The following is a 16339-nucleotide window of genomic DNA, read 5'->3' as shown; positions in this document are numbered from 1 at the left end:
ATATTGTAAATTTGGAAAAAGGATAAAAACTATGGGAAAAACAACTGAACAGGGTTCATTATATGCACATCTTGAGAAGATGAGCACCAAAGAACTTCTTACTAATATTAATAATGAAGATAAGAAAGTAGCCGATGCAATAGAAAAAGTTCTGCCTATGATCGAACAGGTTGTTGATGTTATTGTTACTCAAATTAGGGAGCATAATGGCAGATTATTTTATATTGGTGCAGGTACGAGTGGTAGATTGGGTGTTTTGGATGCCTCTGAATGTCCACCCACCTTTGGTGTTCCCGATAATATTATTATAGGTCTTATAGCCGGAGGAGATAGCGCATTAAGAAAAGCAGTGGAAAAAGCTGAAGATGATCCAAATCAGGCCTGGGAAGATCTTAAGAAATTTGAGATTAATAAAAATGATGTCCTGCTGGGCATAGCCGCCTCTGGATCTACACCTTACGTAGTAGGCGGAGTAAAAGAAGCTCGTAAAAACGGCCTTTTTACGGCTTGCATTACAAATAACGAAAATTCTTCTTTAGCCGGGGCGGTTGAATACCCTATAGAAGTCGTTGTAGGACCGGAATTTGTGACTGGAAGTACGCGAATGAAAGCAGGAACAGCTCAAAAACTGGTTTTGAATATGATCTCAACATCAGTTATGATTAAGCTTGGGAGAGTAAAGGGCAATAAAATGGTAGATATGCAACTCTCAAATAGTAAGCTGGTTGACCGCGGCATAAAAATGATTATGGAGGAGCTAAACCTGGACAGAACTACTGCAGAAAAACTTCTGAAGGAACATGGAAATGTTAGGAAAGTGTTGAATAATTTAAATAATTAATTCAACTTCTAATTAGTAGATAAGTCAGTACCGAAAAGAAGGTAAGGAAGAAACCTATGGCAGTCTCGTAGGGTATGACTTTAATCCTGTTATTTATACTTACATTGGTTACTCCTCCTGTAGCGTGGAAGAAAGAGCCGTGAGGCAGGTGATCGAGCACTGTCGCACCTAGCATTTATCATGGCAGCTCCCCAAATGCCGCTAATGCCGGCATTTAGAATAATTTCGGCAAATGAGGCAGAAGCAACAGTAGCTCCCGCTGTAGATGAAGCTGTCGCGGCACCCATTAATATTCCGGAAAGAGGTGCGATCAAAACTTCTCCCAAACCTGTATTTGCAAGCGAATCGAGGAGCACATCTTTAATTGTAGAAGCTTTAATAATTCCGGCAATTGTACCCGTTCCCACCAGAAGAATAGCTACAACAGACATTCTTGCAAGGCCATAACTCATTCCTTCCCGCAGGGTATTCACTTTTCTCATTGCAAAAACCCCGGCTATTCCTCCCACTGGCAGGGCGATTAGAGGATCAATGCCATAACCCAGTAAAGGCCGCATAGCAAGAAGGAGAATTGTCACAATTGGTGCTACCATACTTGTAAAAAAGGAAGGCAGATTTTCCAGCTCCTTTTCAACATCTTCCTCCTGCACAAGGTCCCCCTTTACCTAAGCATAAATCTCGCTACTACGTAAACAGTAAATAATAGACCGAGAAGTGCTGGTAGTATGTTCGCGTACATTACCGAAAATAAGTCAGCTTCAAAATTTTCTGCGGCAATTATGGTGTTTGGATTGGGTGAAATTATATTTCCGCATTTCCCTCCTCCAATCATCACCAGCAGGAGAATGGCTTTAGGTATGGATAATTTTTTGCCAATGTTAAGTGCTATAGGGGCAACCGTAATAACAGCTACGTCAATAAAAACACCAATGGCGGTGAGAAAAAAGGTAGCGAGGGCTAAGGCCATATAGACGTGGGTAACCCCCAATTTCCTGATAATCGTATTTGAGATTGAGGCTGCAGCTCCTGTTTTTATTAATACTCCTGAAAGTATTCCCGCTGTGAGTATTATTATAATGGCAGGAGTAATGTCTTTGACTCCTAAGATCATATATTCAACTGTTTCAGCTAAACTAAAACCTCCCAGTAATCCACCAACAACAGCACCGAGAATAAGACTGTAGGCCGGGGAGACCTTTCTGATGATGAGAACAATTGATAAAATCAAGCCGACTAAAGCGCCTATTGCACTCATATGTTTTGGGAGTTAAAGTAATGTATTACCCTAAGCTGTTGTTCAAGGGTTCGGGTTATGTTGTTGCTGGTAAATTCTTTCTGCATCGCCTGTTCCAGAGTGGCAGGAAACGGAAGTATAGGAAGTACAGCAAGAAATCCCATCGCATTTAATTCTGAAACCTCTTCAACATAACCTCCAATAGCTATAACGGGAATATCTTGTTTTCCGGCAGCTTTTAGTACTCCTCCCGGGGCTTTTCCCATTCCTGTTTGCTTATCCATTTTTCCTTCGCTTAGTGATAACCAGGTCAGCATTTTTTATGAGTTTGTTGAAGTTGATAATATCAAGCACCATTTCTACTCCGGGTTTAAGTTCCGCATTTAAGAATGCAAGGAATCCTCCTCCAAGTCCTCCGGCCGCACCTAAGCTCCCGGAACTTTTTCAATATCCTTACCTTCTCTTTCTGCTATTACCTGTGCAAAATGTTTCATTCCCTCTTCCAAAACGGCGATCATTTCATCATCAGCTCCTTTTTGTTTTGCATACACGTGAGCCGCTCCATTTGGTCCTGTGAGGGGGTTTTCTACATCACAAGCAATAGTAAAATTGGAATTAAAGACTTCAGGTATAACTTCGGAACGGTCAATGGCTGAAATATTTTTCAATATCTGACCGCCGTTTTTTAATTCTCTGTTTTCTTTATTCAAAAATTTGAAGCCCAGTGCCTGCAACATTCCTGTACCTGCATCATTTGTGGCACTACCACCTATACCAATCAGAAATTTTCGGCAGCCGCGCTCAAGCGCATCTTTAATTAGTTCTCCTGTTCCGAATGTAGAGGTAAGGAGTGGATTTCTTTGTTCTTCCGGAATTAAAGTTAAGCCGCTTGCCGAGGCCATTTCTATTACCGCAGTGGTGTTATCTCCAAGGATTCCGTAGTGCGCAGTTACTGGCTCCATTAAAGGACCCTTAATTGTGCAGTTTATAATTGTGCCGTTTAAGGAACCTACCAAAGCCTCTATAGTGCCTTCCCCGCCATCTGCCACCGCTGTTTTTACCACTTCACACCCGGGAAATATTCTTTTAATCGCTGTCTCGGCTGCATCGGCTACTTCCATTGAGGTTACCGATCCTTTGAACGAATCAGAGGCTATGACAATTTTTTTCATAAGTGGAATTCTTCCGGAAAGGCTTTAGAATTAAAAAACTGAGCAGTAATCATATTCTTACAGAAATATAGAAATTATTTCCCATTTCACCTGCTCCTGCCGGAATTAAAAGCAGATAAAATAATCTTGATTATTTCTTCACTATTTCCTTTTCTGAATCGTTCATCCATATAACTTTGTGAAAATTAAAATTTTACTTTACCCCATGTTGCACCCCAGATTATATATCACCCTTTTCATCGCTATCACACTTGTATTAAGTGGATGTTCCTCATCTAAGTCTGTTCCACGAAAACCTAAACCTGCTCCTGTTGAAGTTCCTGCAAAGGCCGAGAAACCTGTGCCTTCTGTGATAGAGGAGCCTGCTCCGGTAGAAATACTGGAAGAGGCTATTGAAGAAGAAGAAACTCCTGCGGTGCAGATAGTAAAAAAGTCGCCGCACGTAATGAGAGAATTTCGTGCAGCGTGGATTGCAACCGTAGCAAATATCAACTGGCCGAGCAAATCAGGACTTTCAGTCGCGGAACAACAAAAAGAAGCTATCGCCCTTCTGGATTTTCTTCAGAAGCACAATTATAATGCAGCTATTTTCCAGGTAAGACCACAGGCCGATGCTCTTTATGAAAGCAATCTCGAATCCTGGTCTTTTTTCCTTACCGGAACTCAGGGGAAAGCACCGGAGCCTTATTATGATCCGTTACAATTTTGGATCGAGGCGGCTCATGACCGTGGCCTGGAGCTTCACGTTTGGCTGAATCCTTACCGCGCTCACCATTCCACCTATGGTCCAATAACACCTGCTTCAATTGTGAAAACTCATCCGGAACTTGTAGTGGCACTCAAAAACGGGATGTACTGGCTGGACCCTTCTAAAAAGGGAACCCAGGATCATACTGCTGCAGTTGTAATGGACATAGTAAACCGGTACGACATCGACGGAGTTCATTTTGATGATTATTTTTATCCATATGCTTCCTATAATAAAGGAGCCGACTTTCCCGATGCTGCGAGTTATGCTGCTTATTTAAAGGAAGGTGGAAAACTTACTAAAGATGACTGGAGAAGGGATGGGGTAAACAAGTTTGTGGAGCGGATCTATAAAGAAATTAAAGCCGTAAAACCCAAAGTGAAATTTGGGATTAGTCCCTTCGGAATTTACAGACCGGGATATCCCAAATCTATAGCCGGAATGGACCAGTTTGCTGAATTATATGCCGATGCAAAATTGTGGTTAAACGAAGGCTGGATAGATTACTATTCCCCGCAGTTATACTGGAAGATAAATCAGACAAAGCAGAGTTTTCCTGTGCTTCTTGGCTGGTGGGAAAGTGAAAATCATCATCGACGCCATCTTTGGCCCGGGATAAATATTGATTTTGGAGGGGATGCATTAAATCTTGATGAAACAGTAAACCAGATAATGCTCACCCGGGGAATGGTGCCGGATAGTAAGGGAACTATTCACTGGAGCATAGGACCTCTTTTGAAGTATCCCAATATCTCAAAAGGAATCGTTGATGGACCCTATAAAACCCAGGCTTTGGTGCCTGAAAGCCCCTGGATAAACCCAATTCTTCCTGCTGCTCCAAAGGTTAATATGGAGATTGTTGATAATAAGGTTAACTTAAACTGGCATCTGCCGGAAGGCGAAGCCTTTAAGTGGGTGGTTTACTATAAGTACAATGACGTCTGGAATTATAAAATTCTTAATCGAAATGAACGTAATACAGAACTTAACCGTTTATCAAACGGCAAAACTCCTCTTACTCATGTTGGAGTGACCGCGGTAGACAGAACAGGGAATCAAAGTAGTTTCAATGAAATAGAGGTTTCACCCAAAGACCTTTAAATAGTTATATTTACTATTAATATAAATAAGCAGTTGATGGAAATCACTTATCATAGCTTTGATCTTGAACTAAGGAACACCTTTACAATTAGCCATGGCTCAAGAGATTTCCAGCCCAGCCTGATCGTGGAATTGAACGATCAGGGCTATTCAGGATATGGCGAAGCGGCAGCTGTTTTCTATTATGGAATAACAGTTGAAAAAATGATTTCTGATTTAAAGCAGCTGGAACCACTTATCAAAGAAAACATTAATCTTCCTCCCGAAGAACTTTGGGACATTACAAACATATATTTAAAAGATAATTCTTTCGCCCAATGCGCGCTTGATATAGCCGCTAACGATTTGTTTGGTAAGAAGAAAGGACTTCCGCTTTACAGGTTATGGAAATTGGATCCTGAAAAAATGCCTTTGACTAATTACACAATCGGTATTGACACAGTAGAGAAAATGGTTCAAAAGTTGAAGGACTTCCCCTGGCCACTCTACAAGATCAAATTGGGAACAGATGATGATGTTGCCATTGTAAGGGAACTTAGGAAACATACAGATGCCCCTTTTAGAGTTGATGCAAACGCAGGATGGACTGTAGAGGAAGCCATAGAGAACTCAAAAATTCTGAAGGACTTAAATGTGGAATTCCTGGAACAACCACTTCCTAAAGATGACTGGGAGGGGATCAAGGAAGTCTATAAACATTCAGCCTTACCTTTAATTGCTGACGAAAGTTGTATAAAAGAAAGCGATGTAGCAAGATGTGAGGGGTATTTTCATGGGATCAACATCAAACTTACCAAGTGTGGCGGTTTGACTCCCGCCCGCCGGATGATCAAAGAAGCCTCACAAAAAGGAATGAAAACCATGGTAGGCTGTATGATGGAATCAACAGTAGGAATTTCGGCTATTGCCCAATTGTTGCCGTTGTTGGATTATGTAGATATGGACGGGGCCCTGCTTTTAAAAAATGACATAGCCGAAGGTGTAAAACTAGTAGAAGGAAAAGCTATCCTGCCAAATGAAAACGGCACCGGAGTAAGACTGATAAAAAATTAATACTAACATTATGATAAAGAAGCTCGTTTTTTTAACTCTTAGCACGCTGGTAATAGCTTAGCTGTGAGAACAAGGAAAAGGAAAATGAATCTTTCCTGCAGGCACAGGATGTGATTGCTGAGGTTTCCAATGAATTTGCGCCTGATCGCAGGGTAGCGATGTTCAACGTGGAAGCTGAAGAAAAAGGAGAAGAGGTCTTTTTACGTGGGGAATCAAATCTTCCTGCCGCGGTAGACAGCCTTAGAGCAAGGCTAAAGAAAAAAGAAATTTCTTTTACTGATAGCATTCTTGTTTTACCTTCTGAAGATGTAAGGGAAATCTCAAAGGCAGTTGTAAAAATTTCTGTAGCCAATCTTAGAGGAGAACCTGGACATTCATCTGAACTTGTAACTCAGGCAACTTTAGGAATGCTTAGGTGAACGTATACAAAAAGAGTGACAATTGGTATTTAATTCAAACCCCCGATGATTACCTGGCCTGGGTGGATTCCGGCGGAGTTGAACTTCTTTCCGATTCAGAATATAAAAATTGGAAAGCTGCTGAAAAACTGATCTACCTGGAGCCATTCGGATTTTCATATAAAGAGGCAAACAGGGATTCTGAAAGAATTTCTGATGTTGTTGCAGGGAATATTTTTGAGCTTCAGGGAGAGCAGAATAATTTTTACCAAATCAAATATCCTGACGGTCGTGTTGCCTTTGTAGAAAAGCAGAATGCAAAGCCTTACGACGAATGGCTGGAGAATGTTGAACTAAATGGAGAAAGTCTAGTGGATACCTCCAAAGATCTAATGGGATTACCTTACTTATGGGGAGGTACTTCCTCTAAAGGAGTGGACTGCAGCGGTTATACCAAAACAGTATTTTTTCTCAATGGGTTAATTATTCCAAGGGATGCATCTCAACAAATAGCAACAGGAGAACAGGTAGACTCCACCCGTAATTTTGAAAATCTTATTCCGGGAGACCTTTTGTTCTTTGGCCGTCCTGCGACTGATTCAACTTCAGAAAGGGTGATTCACGTTGGAATGTGGATTGGAGATAATAAATTTATCCATTCTATGGGAGATGTCCACATTAGTAACATGGATCAAAAGGCAGAGGATTTTGACGAGTATAACTACAACAGATATTTGCGTTCCAAGCGTGTTGCCGGGGAAGTTCACGACAGGCTTATCTACCTTAAGAAAAATGACATCTTCAACGAACCTGCCGCAGAAAAGGCTGAAGAAATTAAAGGATAGTTAAAGGTATTTGCGGTAGAGGTTATTCAGGATCATGAGATCTCTTTCCGTTAGTTCCGGGGTGATCTCTCCCTGTACAAAATGCAGTTTAAATGCCTGAATGGCTGCTGAAAGATTGCTGGTATCATAACCAATGATCCTCAATGCCACCTCCGGTTCTACGTCCAGTATTTTTTCCTGCCCTAGTATGAAGGTTTGAGTACTGTCAACAGTCTCTGCACTGTCTTCGGCAGGAACGGGAATAGAATTCATTTGTTCTTCAATTCCTGCTGCGGTTTCAAAAATATCCTCGTCATACCACAGTCCGAAGCCTTCTTCAGCTAGAAGTTTCCAGGGAAAAAAGATATTGGGATCCACTTTTCGGGCCGGAGCAATATCTGAATGGCCTATAAAATTAGCTGCGGGAATATTGTATTTTTCTTTCAACACCTTCAGCAACTGCAATAAACTTTCAATTTGAACCGGAGAGAATGGTTCCACTCCATTGTTGTCCAGTTCTATTCCCAGGGAAGTAGAATTAAGATCAGTATTATTTCCCCATTTTCCTGCCCCTGCGTGCCAGGCCCGGTAATAGTCGTTGAGCATATGATAGATCTTTCCGTTTTTGCCAATCACGTAATGGGAACTCACCTGGGTTCTGGTTAGTGTAAAAGTGGATAGCGTCTGCTCTAGTGAATCCTGGGCCGTGTGATGCAGGATGACGAAATTAGGCTTGCGCAAGCTAAAATTGGTAGTTCCTACCCAATCTTCTCCGTAAGGAAGAAGAGCTTCTTCCGGGGATCTTTCAGGAGGAAAAATATTAAGCTGCTTTGTCAGTTCTTTAGACTGCTCCCTGTGCATTTTATTGGTTTTAGAGTAAGGATTGCTTCCGCAGGAAATAATTGTAAGAGTAATGAACGCAAAGGCAAATGTCCTGAAGTAGTATCTCATAGGTGTGTTTGTTGATGAACCTTTCTTTTATAAGGTAATTAACAGGAACAAATTCTAATAGCTCTATTCCTGCCGACTTAAAAGTAGAAAAAAAGACTTAAATTCCCTGCAGGTTAACAGATGTCAAAATATATGCTTATCAACTTTCTCAGGTTCTTCAAAACTATCTTTTCCAATTCCCGTATTTTAATGCTAATGATTTTTGCCGGATGCTTATTCAGCAACAATCTTTCTGCCCAGGAAGCCGAAGGGGTGGCTCCGGAATTTCTTAAATATGAAAACAGCAAATGGGTAGATTCCATTATGTCTACCTTATCTCCCGATGAACGTGTTGCACAACTTATTATGATTGCTGCATACTCTAACCGGGACGAAAAGCATAAGGAGGAAACCCTGAAACTTATTAAAGAACAAAAAGTTGGGGGAGTACTTTTTTTCCAGGGAGACCCGGTAAGGCAGGTGAAATTGATGAATGAATATCAGGCCGCTTCCAAAGTTCCTCTTCTGGGAGCAATAGATGCAGAATGGGGAGTGGGAATGCGACTGGACAGTACCGTTAGTTTTCCATTCCAAATGGCGCTGGGAGCTGTTAAAGATGATAGCCTGATCTACAATATGGGAGCACAAATCGCCCGGGATGTAAAAAGGGTTGGACTGCATATGAATTTTGCGCTTATGGTTGACGTCAATAACAATGCAGGGAATCCTGTGATTAATTATCGTTCTTTTGGAGAAGATAAATATAATGTAGCAAAAAAAGGGGTGGCTTATGTAAAAGGCTCCCAGGGAGAAAATGTTTTAACTACAGCAAAGCATTTTCCCGGGCATGGGGATACTGATGTTGATTCTCATTATTCCCTGCCGCAAATAAACCATTCTTTTGGCCGTCTTGATTCTCTGGAGCTTTATCCTTTTAAGGAGTTGCTAAAGGCAGGGGCAAGTGGGGTCATGGTTGCGCATCTCAATATTCCCTCCCTGGATTCTACTGGCGTTCCTTCCACGCTTTCCTATCCTACCATTACAGATCTACTTAAAAAGAAACTGAAATTTAAAGGACTCGTGGTGACTGATGCTATGAATATGAAAGGAGTGACCGAAGGAAATACTCCCGGAATTGTCGATAAAGATGCGCTTTTAGCAGGAAATGATCTTCTCGAATTTACGGAAGATGTTCCCAAAGCCATTGAAGAAATAAGAAAAGCCATAAACGCAGGATTGATTTCCCAGGCCGAAATTGACAGGAGAGCCAGAAAGATTCTGGCGGTGAAACAGTGGGTGGGGCTGGATAACTATAAACCGACTCCTTTATATAATATCATCGAAGAACTCAATTCTCCCGAAGTAGCTTTGATGAACCGAAAGCTTACTGAAGCCTCTTTAACAGTCTTAAAAAATGAAGGAGATATTCTGCCTGTTAAAGAATTAAATAAACATTCTATTGCAAGCCTTTCTTTCGGAAAGGAAGAAGAAACCACTTTCCAGAGATCTGTAGGTTTATATGCGGGTACTGCGAATTTTAATCTTCCGTTTGAAGCTTCAGAAGAAGAGGTGGATAGCATAAGAGCTTTGCTTCAGCCTTACAATATGGTGATTGCGGGAGTTCACGATTCGAGCAAATATCCGCGGAATAATCTCAACCTGGCAGGACTTAGCTTTATCTCTTCTGAAAGAACTTTCAGCAAAAGAAAATACAATAATTGCCTTTTTTAAGAATCCTTATCTGCTCAATCAAATTGATGAAATAGAAGCCGCACCGGGGCTAATCCTTACCTATCAGGATAATCTTAATTCTGAAGATCTTGCAGCGCAACTCATCTTTGGTGGGGTTGGTGCAAACGGAAAACTTCCTGTAACTGTAGGTGAAAAATTTAAAGCAGGAGCTGGACTGGAACTTGAAGGCGGACTAAGATTCAAATATACCCTTCCTGAAGAAGCAGGAATGGATTCAAAAATACTCGGTACGAAGATAAATTCGTTGATGCAGGAAGCAATAAACGCAAGGGCAATTCCGGGAGGACAGGTGCTCGTGGCGAAGGATCAGAAAGTTATTTTTCATAAAGCCTACGGCCACCACAGTTATACCGATACTATAAAAGTCAAACTCACAGATCTTTATGATCTGGCCTCCATTACAAAAGTTACTTCAGCACTTCCTGCCCTTATGAAGTTAAGAGATGAGGGAAAATTTGATCTGGAAGCAGGAATAGATACTTATCTGCCAAAATTCAGAAGATCCAATAAATCAGGAATATCCTTCCGGGAAATTCTGGCTCATCAGGCAGGATTCCAGGCATGGATCCCTTACTGGAGGAACACCATCCGCAGGAACGGCAGTTACAAATGGAATACTTTTAAGAAGGACTCTTCCGCAAGGTACCCTATAAAAGTGGCGGAAGATATGTGGTTGCACAGGAACTACAAAAAGAAGATCTATAGAGAAATAAAAAAATCACTTAGTGAGTGAGCAAAAGAAATATCTTTATTCGGGCCTCACCTTTTATCTGCTTCCGGAAATCGTGGAAAAACTTTCAGGAGAGAATTATACTGAATATCTGGATGAGGAATTTTACGGGCCTCTTGGTGCTAATTCCCTTACTTACCGCCCGCTTGAGAAGTTCATGCTGAGTGATATAACGCCTACAGAACATGATTTTTTATTCAGGAACAGTCCTATTCACGGAGTAGTTCATGACGAAGGTGCTATTATGATGAACGGAATTTCAGCCAATGCGGGATTATTTTCTAATGCCAATGATCTTGCAAAATTGATGCAGATGTATCTCAACAAAGGCAGCTATGCTGGCAAAAGATACATTTCTGAAGCAACCGTGGAAGAATTTACCCGCTACCAGTTTCCGGAAAATAAGAATCGACGCGGCCTGGGATTTGACAAGCTAGCTTTTGGAGAAAGAACTGTTGACAGTAATGCTGCTCCCGGGGCTTCAGCTTTAAGCTATGGTCATACAGGCTTTACGGGAACTATGGTATGGATGGATCCTGAAACCAAACTTTTGTATGTTTTTCTATCTAACCGGGTGTTGCCAACCAGGGAAAATACCAGGTTATACCAGCTAAATACCCGCACCAAAATCCAGCAGGCGCTTTACGATTCGATGGAGCAGAACCATTAAAAGAAAGAGGTTTCTTCAGGTAAAAATGCACTTCCTTAAGGTTTTTTTCAACTTTATTCAGAATAACTTTTATGTTTTTAAAGAAATAGTATATTTGTCTCAGCCCTACATATTTTAGAAATATTTACTCATCATTAAGAATGAAGAATTTCTCCTTCAGTTGTTTCATACTGATAGTATTATCGGGCTCCTTCTCTTCCTATTCACAACATACCCTAAAGGGCAATTTACAGGATAACAACCAAAACCCGGTAGCATTTGCAAATGTGGTTTTGTTTAAAAATGATACTGTCACCGTTTACAGGGGTGTGGTTTCTGATGAGGATGGGAACTATCTTTTTGAGGATATAGCTTAGTGACGAGTATGTCCTCGCCGTGAGTTTTGTGGGTTTTGAAAGATATCTTCAAAAAGTGGAAGTGAGAAGCGACATGGATCTTGACCAGATTACCTTAAATGAGGACGCAGGAGCACTGGAGGAGGTCACGGTAACGGGAAAAAGACCTACTGTAAGCAGGAGCATAGACTTGCTGGTATTTAATGTAGAAAATTCTATTCTTTCCACAGGGAATACGTATGAAATCCTTAAACGCACCCCGGGTGTAATTGAAAGCCAGGGGCAGTTGCTGGTGAAGAACTTACTTAGCGGTAGTTTACATCAACGACAGGCGTGTATATCTTACCAGCCAGGAACTGCAGCAGTTACTGGAAGGTTACTCCGCAGAAAATGTGCGATCTATTGAAGTTATTACCAATCCTCCAGCGAAATATGACGCAGAAGGTGGAGCTATTCTAAATATACAAACCAGCACAAATCCATCTATTGGCTACAAAGGAAGCTTAAATGCAACTTATGCCATTGGGGTTGTACCCAAATATCTTGTTGGTACTAGCCAGTATTATAAAAATAACTGGCTTAATTTCTTTGCCAGCTATAATCTTAGTACAAAAAGAGATTATAAGGAGGACGAGGGAATGATAGAATTTTATGAACCTAATGGAAGCGTAAATTCTCTGTGGCTCAATAATTTTAAAAGGAATACCCGTACCCTTTCCCATAGCTTCAACTCCATCCTCGATTTTACCCTTAGTGAAAAGAGCGAGTTGAGCCTTAGTGCAAATATACAGCTCACGCCGAAAGCAGATTCGGATATTAGTGGTCTAACTGAAATTTTTGATGCTCAAAATCAGCCGGAATTCTCTTATACCACGAACAGCTTTTTAGCCAACAATCAGGATAACATTCTTTTGGATGCAACTTTTACGACCAGTCTTGGAGAAAACGGCGCTTCTTTAATTGCAGCAGCTAACTATTTAAGTTATGAGGACGGGCAGGTGCAGGATCTGCGGTCTGATTTTTTTTCTTCGGAAGGGGAGTTAGATTCTCAGAATTTATTCAAAACCGATTCAGAACAAAATACGCAGATCTATACAGGTAAGATCGACCTTGCCACTCCCTGGGGCAGCAGCAGCCTGGAGAGCGGATTAAAATTTTCAGGAATAAGGTCTCAAAGCGGGATGGACTTTTTTGATAATAATAGTTCAGCACCTGTTTTTGTCGGAGAGTTTTCTGATGATTTTAACTATGATGAAAATATTTACGCTGCTTATGCCAGTCTCTCCAAGGATTGGGAAACCTGGAGCATCAAAGGGGGATTAAGAGGTGAATATACAGATGTTGCTTAGTTTTACAGCCTCTCGTGGCCCTGTAAATGATCAGGAGTATTTGGAATTATTTCCTACTTTTTACCTGATGCATACAGTGGGAGAAGATCACTCCTTCGGTCTTGACTACAGTAGAAGAATTGTGCGTCCAAGGTTCCAAAGTTTGAATCCTTACCAGTACTTCCTAAACCAGAATAACTACAATGTTGGAAATCCTAACCTGCAACCATCGATCTCCAACAAGATCAATTTCAATTATACTTATAAGAATAAATTATCTTTTGACCTCTATTGGGATAGGGCAGATGGTGCTATGGCGAGGCTTCCGTTTCAGGATAATGAAAACAGGATATTACGATCTGCGACTGCCAATATGATCTATGATCAGCAGTATAGTCTCGATGTCATGTTCTTTGATTATATCCAGGACTGGTGGTACTTATATGCGCTGAGTTCTTTTTTCTTCATGGAAAACCAGTTTATTGCACAGGAGAGTGGCAACATAGCTGTGAAAAAAGACGTTTTAAGTACATTTCTTCTGGCCCAGAATTATTTCACCATTTCCGAAGATCGCACTTTAACCGCGGAACTCACAGGAACTTTTCTTCCGAACATCCTCGAAGGCTCGTATGAATTTGATGAACCACAAACAGTAATTTCAGCCGGGCTCAGGAAATCTTTTCTCGACAACAGGCTGGTATTTACACTTAATGTCGATGATATTTTTAACTAAGCAAAATATTCCGCTTAGCTCACAATACTTAAACCAAAACAACTCTTTTAATGTTGTTGAAGGAGAATCCCGTCGGGTGAGAGTGGGTATGATCTATAAGTTTGGAAACTTTAGATTACAGGATAATCAGCGGGCTTTAGACACCGAAGAAGCTGCACGTTTACAGGAGGAAGAGGGGCACTAGGCTCCCCTGACCCCCGAAGGGGGAACCGGAAACTCACTTATATAGATTTTATTCCCTCTTGGGGGGCTAGGGGACTTCTCTTTTTTTGTTTAATTTTGCACTCTTAAATAATTGAGTGTGTCCAAAATAGGTAACATAGATGTAGGAGAGTTTCCATTGCTGCTTGCTCCAATGGAAGATGTAAGTGATCCGCCGTTTCGCGCGTTGTGCAAGGAACAGGGGGCAGATGTTGTTTTTACTGAATTCATTTCTTCGGAAGGGCTTATTCGTGATGCCGCCAAGAGCGTAATGAAACTCGATATTTACGAGAAGGAACGCCCTGTTGGAATTCAGATCTTTGGAGCAAACCTGGATTCAATGTTAGAGTCCGTGGAAATAGTAGAAAGATCAGGCCCTGATATGATCGATATAAATTTTGGCTGCCCCGTAAAAAAGGTAGTTTCCAAAGGTGCAGGGGCGGGAATCCTGAAAGATATAGATCTTATGGTCTCTCTTACCGCAGCTATGGTAAAGCACACCAAACTTCCCATTACTATTAAGACAAGGCTAGGCTGGGATCAGGATTCAATAAAAATTGTTGAGGTTGCTGAAAGATTGCAGGATGCCGGGGCAAAAGCTATCTCCATTCATGGAAGGACCCGCGCCCAAATGTATAAAGGCGTGGCTGACTGGGCTCCTATTGCCGAAGTTAAAAACAACCCCCGGATGCATATCCCGGTTTTCGGAAACGGAAACGTTGATTCACCCGAAAAAGCTGTAGAAATGCGCGACAGGTATGGTCTCGACGGTGCAATGATAGGACGTGCAAGCATTGGATATCCCTGGTTCTTTAGGGAAGTGAAGCACTTTTTTGAAACAGGGGAACATATGGCACCTCCATCTTTGGAAGAACGTGTTACTGCTGCACGCAGGCATCTGCAAATGGCTATTGACTGGAAAGGTGAGAAATTAGGTGTTTTTGAAACCAGGAGACATTATACCAATTACTTTAAGGGAATTCCGCACTTCAAGGATTACCGACAGAAAATGGTGACCAGCGATGAGGCTGAAGATGTTTTTGCAGCCTTTGATGAGGTTGAAAGAGAATTTTCCGGCTACGAATTTGCTTAAACCTGTAATGCTTTTTTACTTCGGCTGGCAGCGATATAAGAAGCCAGGATGCCCAAAGTTCCAATGGTGGCAATAACTATAAGTACGTTCTCCAGTCTTATCTGTACCGGGTAGGGAAGAGTTGGGGTGATCATCACCAGGTCAAATTGGAGCTGCAGCCAAACTACGAGAAGTGCTATTACCAGTCCTATCGCGCCGCCCACAATTGTCATTAGTGCGCCCTGCATGAAAAAGATATTTTTAATAGTACCCGGTGCTGCTCCCAGGCTGTATAAAGTTTTGATGTTTTCCCTCTTATCCAGTATCACCATTATTATGGAACCCACTACGTTAAAAAGCGCAATTATCACCACGAGCGTAAAAATGAGATATACAGCGAGATTTTCAGTATTGAGCATTTTATAGAGCGTCTCATTAAGCTGGGCCCGGTTCTTAATCACTACCTTTTCGTCAAGGATACTGCTTATTTCAGTCCTCACCTCATCAGGTTTGGCATTGGGAGTTAATTTTAGCTCTATCGCCGTAACTTCATTTGCTTCCAGTTCCAGCAAAGTCCTGGCGTAACCTAAATTTGAAAAGATGAATTTACTATCAAGCTCTTCGTTTACACTATAAACTCCGGTAACTATAGCGCTTTCACTATTGAAGGCTTCGGTAGGATTGGTAACCTGCCCTTTTCCCGGCCGCGGCACCATAAGTCTAAGTAAGTTTTGATAGTCATTAACGCTCAGTGATAAAATCCGCGTAATACCGTTTCCTGCCACCACCTGGAATTCACTTTTGCCAAGCCAGGTCCCAAAGATCAAAGAAGAATCTATTTGGTTAACCTGCTGATAATTACTGTCTACACCTTTTATAAAAGCAGTATGGGTCTTGGCCTTATATTCCAGAAAAACCCTTTCTTCTATTACTTCGGAAAAAGCTGCAACCCCGGCAACTTTGGAAAGTCGCTCTTTTTCGTCATCGGTAAAACTGAAAGTTTTTCCTGTTTCCGGAAAGACCTTGAGATCAGGATCAAATTCGTTGGTGAAGGAAAGGCTGAATTCCTTAAGTCCTGAAAATCCTGAAAGAACTATAAAAAGCGCAAAAGCTCCTGCAAACACACCTACCGCCGCGATAAGGGTAATAATGTTGATCGCATTATTACTGCTTTTGGTAAAAAGATAGCGCCGGGCGATGTAGAGGGAAAAATTCAC

General features: G+C 41.5%; 20 protein-coding genes and 1 pseudogene. 14 read left to right on the top strand and 7 right to left on the bottom strand.

From position 1 onward, the window contains the following. Positions 1 to 31: 31 nt before the first annotated feature. Positions 32 to 841: an N-acetylmuramic acid 6-phosphate etherase gene (gene murQ, locus LZ575_RS14650; protein ID WP_235325193.1), complete on the top strand. Its 810-nt coding sequence runs from the start codon at positions 32 to 34 to the stop codon at positions 839 to 841. A gap of 89 nt (positions 842 to 930) precedes the next feature. On the opposite strand, the gene LZ575_RS14645 is transcribed toward murQ, so the two are convergent. The 5 genes and pseudogenes from LZ575_RS14645 to LZ575_RS14630 all read right to left on the bottom strand — a co-directional run bounded on the left by LZ575_RS14645 (position 931) and on the right by LZ575_RS14630 (position 3247). After that, a complete protein-coding gene (locus LZ575_RS14645) occupies positions 931 to 1491 on the bottom strand; it encodes a hypothetical protein (protein ID WP_235325192.1) in 561 nt (186 codons plus the stop codon). Positions 1492 to 1502: 11 nt separating this feature from the next. Further along, positions 1503 to 2096, bottom strand: coding sequence for an SLC13 family permease (locus LZ575_RS14640; RefSeq protein ID WP_235325191.1), 594 nt, complete (start codon positions 2094 to 2096; stop codon positions 1503 to 1505). Continuing rightward, positions 2093 to 2392 (bottom strand): glycerate kinase, encoded by a 300-nt coding sequence (locus LZ575_RS14635; protein ID WP_235325190.1) that lies wholly within the window; start codon positions 2390 to 2392, stop codon positions 2093 to 2095. The genes LZ575_RS14640 and LZ575_RS14635 overlap by 4 nt, the downstream gene beginning before the upstream one ends. After that, positions 2352 to 2444: pseudogene (locus LZ575_RS24315) on the bottom strand (hypothetical protein); the annotation flags it as partial. The pseudogene LZ575_RS24315 and the gene LZ575_RS14635, both read right to left, overlap by 41 nt. Before the next feature lie 56 nt (positions 2445 to 2500). Beyond that, complete coding sequence (locus LZ575_RS14630; RefSeq protein ID WP_235325189.1) at positions 2501 to 3247, bottom strand: glycerate kinase; 747 nt, start codon at positions 3245 to 3247, stop codon at positions 2501 to 2503. A 205-nt stretch (positions 3248 to 3452) separates the two neighbouring features. Here LZ575_RS14630 and LZ575_RS14625 point away from each other — a divergent pair, with 205 nt between their 5' ends. The 4 genes from LZ575_RS14625 to LZ575_RS14615 all read left to right on the top strand — a co-directional run bounded on the left by LZ575_RS14625 (position 3453) and on the right by LZ575_RS14615 (position 7392). Next, positions 3453 to 5096: a glycoside hydrolase family 10 protein gene (locus LZ575_RS14625; protein WP_235325188.1), complete on the top strand. Its 1644-nt coding sequence runs from the start codon at positions 3453 to 3455 to the stop codon at positions 5094 to 5096. A gap of 36 nt (positions 5097 to 5132) precedes the next feature. Then, entirely contained in the window at positions 5133 to 6149 is a 1017-nt protein-coding gene (locus LZ575_RS14620; RefSeq protein WP_235325187.1) for a dipeptide epimerase, read from the top strand. A gap of 110 nt (positions 6150 to 6259) precedes the next feature. Then, a complete protein-coding gene (locus tag LZ575_RS23860) occupies positions 6260 to 6568 on the top strand; it encodes a hypothetical protein (protein ID WP_311195814.1) in 309 nt (102 codons plus the stop codon). Then, the gene (locus LZ575_RS14615) at positions 6565 to 7392 is read left to right on the top strand and encodes an SH3 domain-containing C40 family peptidase (RefSeq protein ID WP_311195813.1); all 828 of its coding nucleotides are present in this window, start codon (positions 6565 to 6567) and stop codon (positions 7390 to 7392) included. The genes LZ575_RS23860 and LZ575_RS14615 overlap by 4 nt, the downstream gene beginning before the upstream one ends. Here the strand turns inward: LZ575_RS14615 and LZ575_RS14610 are convergent, their stop codons facing one another. Further along, entirely contained in the window at positions 7393 to 8322 is a 930-nt protein-coding gene (locus LZ575_RS14610; RefSeq protein WP_235325186.1) for an N-acetylmuramoyl-L-alanine amidase, read from the bottom strand. A 132-nt stretch (positions 8323 to 8454) separates the two neighbouring features. On the opposite strand from LZ575_RS14610, the gene LZ575_RS14605 reads away from it, so the two are divergent. The 9 genes from LZ575_RS14605 (at position 8455) to dusB (ending at position 15143) form a co-directional block, all read left to right on the top strand. Next, positions 8455 to 10032 (top strand): glycoside hydrolase family 3 protein, encoded by a 1578-nt coding sequence (locus LZ575_RS14605; protein ID WP_235325185.1) that lies wholly within the window; start codon positions 8455 to 8457, stop codon positions 10030 to 10032. Beyond that, entirely contained in the window at positions 9914 to 10786 is an 873-nt protein-coding gene (locus LZ575_RS14600; protein WP_235325184.1) for a serine hydrolase, read from the top strand. Before LZ575_RS14605 ends, LZ575_RS14600 begins: the two co-directional genes overlap by 119 nt. Continuing rightward, positions 10779 to 11453, top strand: coding sequence for a serine hydrolase (locus LZ575_RS14595; RefSeq protein ID WP_235325183.1), 675 nt, complete (start codon positions 10779 to 10781; stop codon positions 11451 to 11453). The genes LZ575_RS14600 and LZ575_RS14595 overlap by 8 nt, the downstream gene beginning before the upstream one ends. A 140-nt stretch (positions 11454 to 11593) precedes the next feature. Beyond that, a complete protein-coding gene (locus LZ575_RS14590) occupies positions 11594 to 11809 on the top strand; it encodes a carboxypeptidase-like regulatory domain-containing protein (protein WP_235325182.1) in 216 nt (71 codons plus the stop codon). 19 nt (positions 11810 to 11828) lie between these two features. Further along, positions 11829 to 12194 (top strand): carboxypeptidase-like regulatory domain-containing protein, encoded by a 366-nt coding sequence (locus LZ575_RS14585; RefSeq protein ID WP_235325181.1) that lies wholly within the window; start codon positions 11829 to 11831, stop codon positions 12192 to 12194. Beyond that, on the top strand, positions 12181 to 13137 hold the full coding sequence (locus tag LZ575_RS22645) for an outer membrane beta-barrel protein (protein WP_255702623.1): 957 nt from the start codon (positions 12181 to 12183) through the stop codon (positions 13135 to 13137). The genes LZ575_RS14585 and LZ575_RS22645 overlap by 14 nt, the downstream gene beginning before the upstream one ends. Further along, positions 13127 to 13849 carry an outer membrane beta-barrel family protein gene (locus LZ575_RS22640; protein WP_255702622.1) on the top strand — a complete coding sequence of 241 codons (723 nt, stop codon included), beginning with the start codon at positions 13127 to 13129 and terminating at the stop codon, positions 13847 to 13849. Before LZ575_RS22645 ends, LZ575_RS22640 begins: the two co-directional genes overlap by 11 nt. Then, positions 13833 to 14033: a hypothetical protein gene (locus tag LZ575_RS14575; protein ID WP_235325180.1), complete on the top strand. Its 201-nt coding sequence runs from the start codon at positions 13833 to 13835 to the stop codon at positions 14031 to 14033. Before LZ575_RS22640 ends, LZ575_RS14575 begins: the two co-directional genes overlap by 17 nt. A 117-nt stretch (positions 14034 to 14150) precedes the next feature. Continuing rightward, the gene (gene dusB, locus LZ575_RS14570) at positions 14151 to 15143 is read left to right on the top strand and encodes a tRNA dihydrouridine synthase DusB (protein ID WP_235325179.1); all 993 of its coding nucleotides are present in this window, start codon (positions 14151 to 14153) and stop codon (positions 15141 to 15143) included. Here the strand turns inward: dusB and LZ575_RS14565 are convergent. Next, positions 15140 to 16339 (bottom strand): ABC transporter permease, encoded by a 1200-nt coding sequence (locus LZ575_RS14565; RefSeq protein WP_235325178.1) that lies wholly within the window; start codon positions 16337 to 16339, stop codon positions 15140 to 15142. The two genes, dusB and LZ575_RS14565, sit on opposite strands and share 4 nt — an antisense overlap.

The organism is Antarcticibacterium sp. 1MA-6-2, assembly GCF_021535135.1.
Classification (GTDB): domain Bacteria; phylum Bacteroidota; class Bacteroidia; order Flavobacteriales; family Flavobacteriaceae; genus Gillisia.
The sequence above is the reverse complement of the archived record's forward strand: the minus strand, read 5'-3'. Positions and strand labels throughout refer to the sequence as shown.

Bases quoted from the DNA above. Each gene is read 5' to 3' on its own strand.
- murQ (WP_235325193.1), top strand. From the start codon at position 32: ATGGGAAAAACAACTGAACAGGGTTCATTATATGCACATCTTGAGAAG.
- LZ575_RS14640 (WP_235325191.1), bottom strand. From the start codon at position 2,096: ATGAGTGCAATAGGCGCTTTAGTCGGCTTGATTTTATCAATTGTTCTC.
- LZ575_RS14635 (WP_235325190.1), bottom strand. From the start codon at position 2,392: ATGCTGACCTGGTTATCACTAAGCGAAGGAAAAATGGATAAGCAAACA.
- LZ575_RS14630 (WP_235325189.1), bottom strand. From the start codon at position 3,247: ATGAAAAAAATTGTCATAGCCTCTGATTCGTTCAAAGGATCGGTAACC.
- LZ575_RS14625 (WP_235325188.1), top strand. From the start codon at position 3,453: ATGTTGCACCCCAGATTATATATCACCCTTTTCATCGCTATCACACTT.
- LZ575_RS14620 (WP_235325187.1), top strand. From the start codon at position 5,133: ATGGAAATCACTTATCATAGCTTTGATCTTGAACTAAGGAACACCTTT.
- LZ575_RS14610 (WP_235325186.1), bottom strand. From the start codon at position 8,322: ATGAGATACTACTTCAGGACATTTGCCTTTGCGTTCATTACTCTTACA.
- LZ575_RS14605 (WP_235325185.1), top strand. From the start codon at position 8,455: ATGCTTATCAACTTTCTCAGGTTCTTCAAAACTATCTTTTCCAATTCC.
- LZ575_RS14590 (WP_235325182.1), top strand. From the start codon at position 11,594: ATGAAGAATTTCTCCTTCAGTTGTTTCATACTGATAGTATTATCGGGC.
- LZ575_RS22640 (WP_255702622.1), top strand. From the start codon at position 13,127: ATGTTGCTTAGTTTTACAGCCTCTCGTGGCCCTGTAAATGATCAGGAG.
- LZ575_RS14575 (WP_235325180.1), top strand. From the start codon at position 13,833: ATGATATTTTTAACTAAGCAAAATATTCCGCTTAGCTCACAATACTTA.